General features: G+C 66.0%; 8 protein-coding genes and 1 pseudogene. 4 read left to right on the forward strand and 5 right to left on the reverse strand.

Annotated features, from left to right (window positions below; translation table 11 throughout):
- Window positions 1-773: 773 nt before the first annotated feature.
- Window positions 774-998: a hypothetical protein gene (locus tag ACZ4RZ_RS49840; protein ID WP_467754298.1), complete on the forward strand. Its 225-nt coding sequence runs from the start codon at window positions 774-776 to the stop codon at window positions 996-998.
- A 529-nt stretch (window positions 999-1,527) separates the two neighbouring features.
- A complete protein-coding gene (locus ACZ4RZ_RS49845; protein ID WP_467754299.1) occupies window positions 1,528-1,731 on the forward strand; it encodes a hypothetical protein in 204 nt (67 codons plus the stop codon).
- Between the two features lie 1,111 nt (window positions 1,732-2,842).
- Here ACZ4RZ_RS49845 and ACZ4RZ_RS49850 read toward each other — a convergent pair.
- From ACZ4RZ_RS49850 to ACZ4RZ_RS49860, 3 genes are read right to left on the reverse strand one after another with little or no spacing between them, the layout of a single operon-like run.
- Entirely contained in the window at window positions 2,843-3,322 is a 480-nt protein-coding gene (locus ACZ4RZ_RS49850; protein ID WP_467754305.1) for a MarR family winged helix-turn-helix transcriptional regulator, read from the reverse strand.
- Between the two features lie 11 nt (window positions 3,323-3,333).
- On the reverse strand, window positions 3,334-4,395 hold the full coding sequence (locus ACZ4RZ_RS49855) for an alkene reductase (RefSeq protein ID WP_467754300.1): 1,062 nt from the start codon (window positions 4,393-4,395) through the stop codon (window positions 3,334-3,336).
- A gap of 52 nt (window positions 4,396-4,447) precedes the next feature.
- Window positions 4,448-5,353 carry an NADP-dependent oxidoreductase gene (locus ACZ4RZ_RS49860; RefSeq protein WP_467754301.1) on the reverse strand — a complete coding sequence of 302 codons (906 nt, stop codon included), beginning with the start codon at window positions 5,351-5,353 and terminating at the stop codon, window positions 4,448-4,450.
- A gap of 66 nt (window positions 5,354-5,419) precedes the next feature.
- Between ACZ4RZ_RS49860 and ACZ4RZ_RS49865 the strand changes: the two genes are divergently transcribed.
- Window positions 5,420-5,713 carry a helix-turn-helix domain-containing protein gene (locus ACZ4RZ_RS49865; RefSeq protein ID WP_467754302.1) on the forward strand — a complete coding sequence of 98 codons (294 nt, stop codon included), beginning with the start codon at window positions 5,420-5,422 and terminating at the stop codon, window positions 5,711-5,713.
- Between the two features lie 962 nt (window positions 5,714-6,675).
- Here the strand turns inward: ACZ4RZ_RS49865 and ACZ4RZ_RS49870 are convergent.
- The gene (locus ACZ4RZ_RS49870; RefSeq protein ID WP_467754303.1) at window positions 6,676-6,996 is read right to left on the reverse strand and encodes a hypothetical protein; all 321 of its coding nucleotides are present in this window, start codon (window positions 6,994-6,996) and stop codon (window positions 6,676-6,678) included.
- Window positions 6,997-7,198: 202 nt separating this feature from the next.
- Here ACZ4RZ_RS49870 and ACZ4RZ_RS49875 point away from each other — a divergent pair.
- Window positions 7,199-8,847 (forward strand): annotated as a pseudogene (locus ACZ4RZ_RS49875) (IS1182 family transposase).
- Window positions 8,848-9,015: 168 nt separating this feature from the next.
- Here the strand turns inward: ACZ4RZ_RS49875 and ACZ4RZ_RS49880 are convergent.
- Window positions 9,016-9,969 (reverse strand): response regulator transcription factor, encoded by a 954-nt coding sequence (locus ACZ4RZ_RS49880; protein WP_467754304.1) that lies wholly within the window; start codon window positions 9,967-9,969, stop codon window positions 9,016-9,018.
- Window positions 9,970-10,236: the final 267 nt, after the last annotated feature.

Here is a 10,236-nt window from a genome sequence, read left to right on the forward strand (position 1 = left end):
GACCAGTCCAGTGTCATGCCCGCAATCATCCCAGCCGCATCCGACCGGCACCCCGTACCTCACCAATGCCACCGACAAGATCGTGTTACGAGCTCGTAGGGTTGTATTCACGGAGGGGGTTGTCCGCTGCCTTCGTTTGGGGGGCTCTGAGTGCGAGTTTCAGATTGTGGGCGAAGGGGTCGATTAACTCCACACGTACTATGTGATGGCCGGGGCCACGCCGATTTTGGTCAACAATACTAGTTGCAGCGTCGTCGATACGAACGGAAATGCAATTGCAAATCCGGATGCCTCGGCTTCCCGCCTGCTTCAGCATGCGAATACGGCGGCATCCGAGTGGGATAGTGGCACGATTGGATATTCGGCAAAGGATCTCGCGAGGATTGCACGAAGGTCCAGTCGGGCAAATACGATCAAGGGAAATATTCTTGATGCTCGCGTGAAGGAGCTCGCCGATGGCGACCCCTCTCTCGGTGATCTATTCTCTACTCCGAATGGCATGCCCGGTCCGGATTGGATCAATACTGGTACGAGTTTTCCAGGTATTGGCTGGTATAATCTGACTACCCCGCGCATGTGGGGGCAACATGTTTTTGACTATGGTCCAAGATATGGCCCAGGAGTTGGAACCCTTTGGCAGTGATGCCAGAGTTCCCTAATTGGCGAAGTCGGTTGGCTCCAGCAGATGTCTGGGGGCCCGGGCGCCCAGTGCTATGGGCGCCCGGGCCCATCTGGCGAGGGGTCTTCGCAAGCGGGTTACGGAGTGTGCGTTCATGAGCAACATCGTCAAGTTCTTCGCTGCAACTAACGATGGGGCAGTTGATTCCCTTCGTCTCGGGCCTGACTCGTCACTGAATACCATTACCTTTGGTAACTTCGACGCCGAAGAGGCTATTCTGGATTGGGAGGCCCGCCTGACCGGGATCCCATTCAATTCACTCGTGGAGTGTGATTTGCCTGAGGTGATCGCGGAGAGTGAAGGGGGGCATCGGTCTTGATGCTTTCGGAGGCTCTTGTAGATTCCCTTGATCGTGCTTCTGTTTCTGAAATCCTAGATCTGGCTTCTTGGTGGGTGAGCGAGAAAAAGGTAGGGAAAATCGAGCTTGCTGCCGCTGTTGCTATCCTGCAGAGTCTTGTTGAATTGATCCGGGAAGAGCGAAAATCTGGCAAGTATGTGTACTGCTGGACGAGCTAGTGCAATTGGTGGCCACGCTGCCGCGTGCCTGTGACGGCAGTAGTTGACGGCAACGTCAGCGGACGACTGCTGCGACAGCGCCCTACGACGGCAGTAGCGGGTCTGGCGGCTACGGCTGAACGCCAGCGCGACTTGGCAGAGCGGGATCAGCGAAATTCAGGTGAAGGGTTGCCGGGGTTGAGAATCGCGAGAGATGGAATGAAGGCTGGCCCTCCTTCAGGTCGCCCATAGTAATGAAAGCTTCGTAGGGCGGCAGGGCAAAGTGAGGGCGAAATACCGACAGTGATTGCCGAGATCGTAGAATATCTAGAAATCCTAGAGGACTGAAACGTATGTCGTACCTGATCATGGGATTCGTCGGACTGCTCGCCGGTTTCCGTGCACTCGCGTTCCGTCGCCGACAGTTGGGCGCGGTTCCCATATCGTCCTCGCTGGTGATACTCCGTCCGGCCTTCCTCGGTGTGCTCGGTTGGACTGGTATTGCTGCTGGACTCTTCTTGTTGGTGGGCGGAATCCTCGCCCTTGCTCAGGGCTGAAGGCCAGTCCGGTCCGGCCGCAGCGGGGTGCCAGGTCGGCCGGACCTTGCAGGTACGGGGCGCGTGCGGCGCTCCGATGCGAGGCCGAGCGGTCGGCAGAGGGCGCCGGCAGGCTCGTTTCCCCAGCCGTGGCACATACCGGAGGGGCCTTCCCGCGCGACGCACGCGGTAGTGTCGTCAGCCTTGGTCCGCCCCGAGCGGATCCGTGGCCCATTCCCCGTACTAATGTCCTGCCCGACGACCAGGTCGATGGCCGCGTTCAGGACCCGCTCCGGTGCAGCAAAGTCCACCCGCCCAGGGCGTACTCGACGCCGTACCGGCGGCGTACGACCTCGGCGGATCCTCGCGAGAGTGCAGCATCGGTCAGGCCGGTCGACGGCAGCCAGGACAGCACCCAACACTGCTTCCAGCAGTCGCAGTTGAACCCCGAACGCGCCACCCGACGGGCCATCAACCAACTCAACCAGCTCGGCTACACCGTCACCCTCAACCCCAGGCAGGACGCGGCCTGACCGACAGCCCGGCACTCGACGGTCCTCTGCGACCACCGGGCACCCTGCCCTGCCCACACCCAACCTGACCAGGCTCTAATTACGCGTCAGTGGTGGGGGGATTAAGTGGGCGGGGCAGTGGTGGCCGCGGACGTGGGTGCCGTCGGCCCGGGTCGCTCAGGGGGCTGGCCTGTGGTGGGCGGATCCGCGGCGCGGGTCACCGTCGGCCTGCAGGAGCTTGCGGAGGTCGAAGGTGACCTGGACGCGGGTGATGCGTCCGTCCTCGATGTGCGGCCGGCCGGCCGGCGACGGGGAAGGGCTCGCCGGCCCTGCGGGGTGTTGCCCTGCCCCCCGAGTGAGTTTCGTCCTGCTTGCACCGGGACAGCTCGCGCTTGCCCCGGACGCTGGGGCCCCGCTCGCCCCGTTCTCCCTGACGTACCGGGGTGAGCGGGCGGGTTCCGCCACATCCGCAGGCTCGGCTCACCGGGCTTCTTCCGACAGTCGGGGCGCCTGGCTCCGTTCAGCACGGGGCCTTCGTGAGCTGCAGCACTGTCCACTTCGCAGGAACGCCGGAAACGATCCGCACTCCAAGCCGGAACCGGGGTGCGGGCCGAGAGGAGTTACTCGGACTCTTCCCCTGCAACGGCACGGCTGTTGATCGCGTCGGCGATGGCATAGGCGATACGGACGAAGGACTCTGCCTGCCGCGCCGACAGGTTCACCGCGGAGGTCTCCTCCAGGGCCCGCCACATGGCTGTCAGGGGCTCGCGCATGGCACGGCCCTTGTCGGTGAGGTGGACGACCATGACGCGCCGGTCGTGTTCGGCGGGCTCGCGCACGAGCAGGCCGGCGTCCTGCATGCGGCGCAGGGACTTGGAGACGGTGGAGTGGTCCAGGCCGACGCTTTCGAGCAGTTCGGACTGGGTCTGGCCGTCCCGGTCGAGGAGTTGCATGAGCAGCAGTTCCTGTCCGGGATGCAGGTCCATCTCGCGGAGTATGGCGGCGGCGCGGGCGCGGTGGGCGCGGGCGAGCTGGAAGATCGCGTAGCTCATCGGCCCCTCACTGGCCGTAGAGGGGATGCGGTGGGTGGAGGCGGGCATCATGCGGTTCCTCAGGCGGTGTGGGTGGGGTAGTCGGTGTAGCCGGCCACTCCGCCGCCGTAGAAGGTCGCCGGGTCGGGGGTGTTCAGCGGCGCGTCAGAGCGTAGCCGCTCGACCAGGTCCGGGTTGGCGAGCGCGAGGGCGCCGACGGAGACAAGGTCGGCCGTGCCGTTGTCGACGTCCTTGGCGCGGGTGGGCAGGTCGGTGCCGGCCCGGTTGAGGATCAGCGTGGTCGGCCACAGCGCGCGCAGGGTGCCCAGCAGCGCGTCGTCGCCGGCGTGGAGGACGTGGAGGTAGGCGAGGCCGAGCGGGCTGAGGGCGCGCAGGAGCGCCGGATACAGCTCGGCGGTGTCGGACTCGGCGATGTCGTTGTAGGGGTTACCGGGGGAGATGCGCAGGCCGGTGCGGTCGGCGCCGATCTCGTCGGCCACGGCAGCGGCGACCTCGACGGCGAAGCGGATGCGGTTGTCGAGGGAACCGCCGTAGCGGTCGGTGCGCTGGTTGGTGTTCTCGGACAGGAACTGGTGCACCAGGTAGCCGTTGGCGCCGTGGATCTCCACGCCGTCGGCGCCTGCCGCGACGGCGGCCGCTGCGGCGCGGCGGAAGTCGTCGACGGTCGCCGCGACCTCCTGCGTCGACAGAGCACGGGGTGCTGGCATCTCCTGGGGCCCGGACGCAGTGAACATCATGCCCTGCGGCCGGATCGCCGAAGGGGCGACTGGCTGACGGCCGTGGGGGGTGTTGTCGGGGTGGGCGATGCGTCCGGTGTGCATCAGCTGGATGACGATCCGGCCGTCGGCCTCGTGCACGGCGTCGGTGACCTTGCGCCACCCGGCGATCTGCTCGTCATTGTGGATGCCGGGGGTGAGGAGGTAGCCCTGGCCGTCGGTGGAGGGCTGGGTGCCCTCGGTGATGATGAGCGCGTGCGAGGCCCGCTGGGCGTAGTACTCGGCGTTCAGCTCGGTCGGTACGCCTTCGGGTGTGGAGCGGTCGCGGGTCATGGGGGCCATGACCAGGCGGTGCGGGAGGGAGATGTCACCGACGGTGGTCGGTGTCCACAGGGCGTTCAGCATGAGGGGTCCTTCGGTGCGGTGATGATCGAAACAGGGGGAAAGGCGGGCGTGATCAGTCGACGGTGAGGACGAGCTTGCCCCGGACATGCCCGGCGTCGCTGACCTGCTGGGCCGTGGCGGCCTCGGCGAGCGGGTAGGCGGTAACGGTGGTGACGACCTTGCCGGTCGCGGCGTCCTGGGCCAGCGCGGCCAGGCCGGCGGCGGAGCGTTCCCGGGGACTGCTGGAGAAGGTGATGCCGAGCTGGTGTGCGCGGAAGTCGGCGATGGTGACGATGCGCTCGGTGCCGCCCCGCAGGGTGATGGAGTCCTCCAGGGCTCCCTTCCCGGCCAGGTCGAACACCGCGTCCACGCCGTCGGGGGCGAGTGCCCGGACCCGCTCGACCAGGCCCTCGCCGTAGAGGGTCGCGGTGGCACCGAGCGAGGTGAGGTAGTCCTGGTTGGCGGGGCCGGCGGTGCCGATGACACGCGCTCCGCGGGCCGTGGCCAGCTGGACCGCCAGGGTGCCGACCGCTCCGGCCGCGCCGTGCATCAGTACGGTCTCCCCGGCGACGACGCCGAGCAGGTCCAGGACCCGCTCGGCCGTCGCGCCCGCCACCGGCAACGCGGCCGCGTGCTGCCAGTCGAGGCCGGCGGGCTTGGGGACGACGGTGGTGGCCAGCGCGTACTCGGCGTACGAGCCGGTGTCCGACCAGCCCAGCACCTCGTCGCCCACCTGCACGTCCTGCACGCCCTCACCCAGGGCGTCCACCACGCCGGCGAGCTCGCCACCGGGGACGGCGGGGAGCGGCGTGGGGAACGCGGCCTCCATGGCCCCGGAGCGGATCTTGCCGTCCAGCGCGTTCAGCCCGGCCGCCTTGACGCGGACGCGGATCTGCCCGGAGCCGGGCTGCGGGACCTCGATGTCCGCCTCGTGCAGCACTTCCGTGCCGCCGAAACGGTCGAACAGGATGGCTCTCATGACGACTCCTCTCGTGTCACCACCCATTTAGGTGGCTGGCCACATAATCAACGTAACAGCAAACATGTGGCTAGCCAAGTATTTGCTGTCGATGTCGAAAAGGATCAGATCCAGAAGGGGGCGCAGGCGATGGTCCTGGCCTCCCGTGTTCATCGCCTCGCCGAGTTGCGGAAGCGGCAGCACGCCACGCAGGTCCAGGTTGCCGAAGCGATGGGTGTCACCCAGGCCCGCGTCTCGCGCATCGAGAAGGGTCAACTGGAGCGCAGCGAGGTCGACACCCTCGCTGCCTACGCCAAGGCGCTCGGCGGCAAGTCGAAGATCGTCGCTGACTTCGGCGATGAGACCTACGTCCTCGGCTGATCCGATCGACACGCTATGACCCAGGTCCATGCGCAGTCCGGCGGACAGGATCGCCCCTTGATATCAGGGATGATGCTCCACCCCGCGACAAGGGGTGGAGCATCATCCCGTCGGCAAGGGACTCCGCTGTGCGAAGGTTCCATCCTCTTGGCTGAACTGGGCGGAGGCGGCGGTTGCTGTGGCGAGCGTCCGTCTCGAAGACCCTCAGGGGCCATTGAGGGGCCGCAAGGACAGGAACGGATCGACAAGCACTGCACAGGGCTGACACGGATCAGCACGTCTGACCTGCAAGAACGGCGTGAATCGGCACTGATCGGCAAGGACCGCCAAGATCCTCAAAGGACTCATAATCCGTCGGCCGTGGGTTCGAGTCCCACCCGCCCCACCTGTGCAGGTCTCTGACCTGCGGAAACGTTCATTTTTGGATGGCGGAGCGTCAACTTTGCCTGAACGGACTTAATCCGCTGCTCGTGGGTTTGGGGCCAGGTGTGGCTCGGGGGGTGGAGGAGTCCTCTGACCTGCGACGATGTGAGCGGTTGCGGTTGTCGTTGACCGTCTGGCCCGCGTCTCTCGGGCTTCATTTCAAGATCGTGAGGCCGTGTTGAGGCCGCAGGGTGCCGGTAAGGACGTGCAACTTCCTCCGCTGCGCCCGTTCTGGGGTGCTCCGGCAGCAGGTTCCGTGTGGGTCTGGTCGTTGCTGGACTGAGCAAGGTCAGGTTCGAGGCGCTGCTCGCCGCAGGACCGGTATGCAATGGTTGTCTGACGGGAGTGCTGGGCCGGAAACGGCCCGTACTGAGAACGGCCCTGCCGGAGCACCCTGTGCGACCTACCCCACGACTGGGCGTCTCTCAACCTCTGCAAGCTGGACTTGGGTGGTTGTGACGTTGTTCAACAACGTCACAACCACCCAAGTCCAGTAGGGGCAGTGGGCCAGGGCGGCCGTCGCTGTAGCAGCAAGCCTGCTATGCGGTCGACGGCGGCGGGGTTGCTGGAGGTGCGGGAGGAACGAGATGGCTCTGGTCTTGCAAAAGGCAGGTCAGTGTCCAGCCTGTCTGCCAGCTGAGTGGCCCTGTGTGGGTGAGGCCGAGGTGGCGGGCGAGGTCGACAGTGTGCAGGCGGGCGGTGGCCTCCACGAGCAGGGCGTAGGTGTCGGTGGCGCTACGGGCGCGGTGCCATGCGGTGACCATGATGGTGGCGCCTATCAGCAGCGCGGGCCACCACACGATTCCCAGGGCGAGGTAGAGCAGCCCCCAGCCGGCCAGAGTGGTGGCGCGGCTGAGCATTTCGCGGGCCGCGGTGATCTCGCCGCGAGTGCCTTCCGGGGCGGTGAGCCAGAGGTAGGGCCAGACGGTGGCCAGGCCGAGGCCGGGTCATGTCCCGCTGGGGACACCGTTGGCGAATTCGGCGGACGTCTGCTGGTGATCTGCCGACCGCGGGATGATGGCGTCGTTCGGTGTGCGGGGACACGAGCGTGAGGTGATCGGAGTGTCGCTGCATCCACGCGTTCCAGGCGAGGTTCCGGTTCAGACAGCCGAGGTGGCCCGGCTGGCGTTCCCGAAGGGCTGTCTGTGCATGCGGATCCGGGAAGTGATCGGGCCGCTCTTCGCCGACGAAGAATTCGTGGATCTGTTCCCCCGGCGTGGTCAACCCGCCTGGTCGCCACATCAGTTGGCGATGGTGTCGGTTCTGCAGTTCGTGGAGGGCCTGTCGGACCGCCAGGCGGCCGCCGCCGTGCGCGGGCGCATCGACTGGAAGCTTCTTCTGGGGCTGGAGCTAACCGATCCCGGGTTCGACCATTCCGTGCTGAGCGAGTTCCGGGACCGTCTGATGGCCGACCGGGCGCCGCGGCGTCTGCTGGATTTGATCCTGGACCGGCTACGGGAGGCCGGGCTGCTGGTGCGGCCCGGCGGCCAGCGCACCGATTCCACACACGTCCTGGCCGCGGTGCGCCGGCTGAACCGGCTGGAAAACACCGCGGAACACCTGCGCGCCGCCCTGAACGCACTGGCCGCCGCGGCTCCCGACTGGCTGCTGCAGGCGGCGCCGGCCGACTGGTTCGACCGCTACCAGCGGCGCATCGAGGACTACCGGCTGCCGCGCGGGGAAGGCCCGCGCACGCAGTACATGGAGCAGACCGGTGAGGATGGATTACGGCTGCTGACAGCGGTATTCGCTCCCGGTGCCCCGTCATGGCTGCGGCAGATTCCGGCTGTTGAGGCCCTGCGCCTGTGCTGGATCCAGGAGTTCACCATCGCTGAGGACCGGGTGCGGATGCGCGGCCCGAAGGACATGCCGCCCTCCCGCGACCGCATCGAGTCCCCCTACGACGGCGAGGCGCGCTACTGCATCAAGAACGCCACCGAATGGAGCGGCTACAAGGTCCACCTGACTGAGACCTGCGACGCCAACTACCCACACCTGATCACGCACGTCGTCACCACCGAGGCCACAGTCACCGACGTCGAGATGACCGAGACGATCCACGTTGCTCTCGACCAGGCCGGGCTGCTGGCCGACGAGCATTTCGTCGACCGCGGCTACGTCAACGCCAAACTGCTGGCCACCAGCGTCAGCAGCCACGGCGTCGAACTGACCGGACCGATCCGTGAAGACATCACCTGGCAGGGCAAGGCCGACGAAGGCTTCGCCATCGACGCTTCCTCATCGACTGGGACGCCCACACAGCTGTCTGCCCCCAAGGACACCGTAGTGTCCGCTGGAAACCCCACCAGCAGCAGCGGCCCGGCTACTGGCAGACCAACGTGTTCTTCGATCGCCACGACTGCACCGTCTGCCCAGTGCGGTCGAAGTGCACCCGCTCGACAACCGAGCCACGCAAACTTGCCCTGGCCCCACGCGAGGAACACGACGCGATCCGCGCCAGGCGCCATTTACAGCAAACCGACCAGTGGCAGCGGCACTACGCCACCCGCGCCGGCGTCGAGGGCACCATCGCTCAAGGGTTACGCCGCTGCGGCCTGCGCAGAAGCCGCTACATCGGCTTGAACAAGACCCGCCTTCAACACATGCTCACCGCTGCTGCTCTCAACCTCATACGAACCGATGCCTGGCTGACTGGGACCCCACTCGCCGACACCCGCACCTCCCGCTTCAGCCGCCTGCGCCCCGCATAGACACCGCCGAATTCGCCAACAGTGTCCCCAGCGGGACATGACCACACGCGGCCGCCGGCTTCTTCAGCGCGACGGCACCAGAACTGACAACGCCATCCGCGGCGTCTGTGCCGCGCGGCGCACCCGCCATCGACCCGCGCGATCGGCTTTCGAGTTTTGGTTCACCAGTCACGGCGTGGGGCGCTGGGGCTGAGCGACCAGCGTGTGCGTGGGTTTCACGTCGCCTTCTCCTGCGCCAGCTAGGCGCACCTCAGCTGTTTCTCCGGGGGAGAGCTGTTCGACAGGCCCGCCGTCGCGGACTATGTGGACGAGGAAGAGGTCGACGGCGCTGCCAGTCTCTGTGACACTGCGAAACCGGGTGCCGAGGGTGGCCTCACCGCGCAGGCAGCGGACCGCCGCCAGTAGGTTGCCCGGCGTTACATCTCTAACTTCGATTATCTGAAGTGCGGGGACGATCTGCCGGGCATGTCCTTGGACAAACCTCAGCACGGCAAGGACCCGCTTGTTGATTCCCGGATCCGGTTCGATACCCAGCTTGCGGTAGATCGCCGACAGGCAGCTCTCGATCACTGCATCGGCGAATTTGAGCCGCGCGGCGATCGCGTGCGTGGACAGCCCCTCGGCCACCAGCCGCAGCACAGCAGTCTCGCGCGCGGTCAGCTCACTGAGGGCTTGGGTGGCGCGCTTCCTGGCGAAAAGGTCTGCCACGAGGGTGTCATCGACCTTGACGCCGCCGTCGCCAACCTCTTCCGTGATCTTTATCAGCCGGGGGAGGTTCTCCACCTGTGACTTGAGCTGGTAGCCGATTCCGGTACCGAGAGCGACGGTCTGTTCGACGAGGTACGGCTTCCGGTGATGGGAGAGGGCGAGGATGCCGACCCGGGGATGCCGCTGTCGAATCCCTATTGCGGCCTCGAGGCCCGCATCCTCAGCGGTGCCCTCCGACGGCCGCCGGGGCATCTGCATGTCCAGGACGACCACGTCCACGGGCGTAGTCTCGACGAAGTTGAGCAGGTCCTCGACGTTCTTTGCCTGACCGAGCACCTGATGGCCGGCACGTTCGAAGCCCAGGACCAGTAAGTCCAACATCAGCGCATCGTCTTCGGCAATGATGACTCGCATGGTAGTACCAAAGGAAATCCGCTGCGAACGGGTTCGAAACCCACCTCCGCGCTGGTGTAACCGCCCGACTGCCCGGTGTCTCTGGCCGTCCGGGGCGGTGTCGGGACGCAGTTGGGACGCAAGGATAAGAACGGACTGACAAGGCCCGGGAAGCCCCGGCATTTCCCACATGCTCTGGTCCGAAAATAATGGGTGAGGTGCGGGTCGAGCGGGTGCTGTGACGCTGGTGGGTGTCAGGGTGCTTCGATGGAGTCGAAGCGGACGGTG

The sequence above is a fragment of the Streptomyces sp. NPDC027189 genome (assembly GCF_055566975.1).

Coding starts and splice junctions, on each gene's coding strand:
- ACZ4RZ_RS49840 (WP_467754298.1), top strand. CDS start 774: ATGAGCAACATCGTCAAGTTCTTCGCTGCAACTAACGATGGGGCAGTT.
- ACZ4RZ_RS49845 (WP_467754299.1), top strand. CDS start 1,528: ATGTCGTACCTGATCATGGGATTCGTCGGACTGCTCGCCGGTTTCCGT.
- ACZ4RZ_RS49850 (WP_467754305.1), bottom strand. CDS start 3,322: ATGCCCGCCTCCACCCACCGCATCCCCTCTACGGCCAGTGAGGGGCCG.
- ACZ4RZ_RS49855 (WP_467754300.1), bottom strand. CDS start 4,395: ATGCTGAACGCCCTGTGGACACCGACCACCGTCGGTGACATCTCCCTC.
- ACZ4RZ_RS49860 (WP_467754301.1), bottom strand. CDS start 5,353: ATGAGAGCCATCCTGTTCGACCGTTTCGGCGGCACGGAAGTGCTGCAC.
- ACZ4RZ_RS49870 (WP_467754303.1), bottom strand. CDS start 6,996: ATGCTCAGCCGCGCCACCACTCTGGCCGGCTGGGGGCTGCTCTACCTC.
- ACZ4RZ_RS49880 (WP_467754304.1), bottom strand. CDS start 9,969: ATGCGAGTCATCATTGCCGAAGACGATGCGCTGATGTTGGACTTACTG.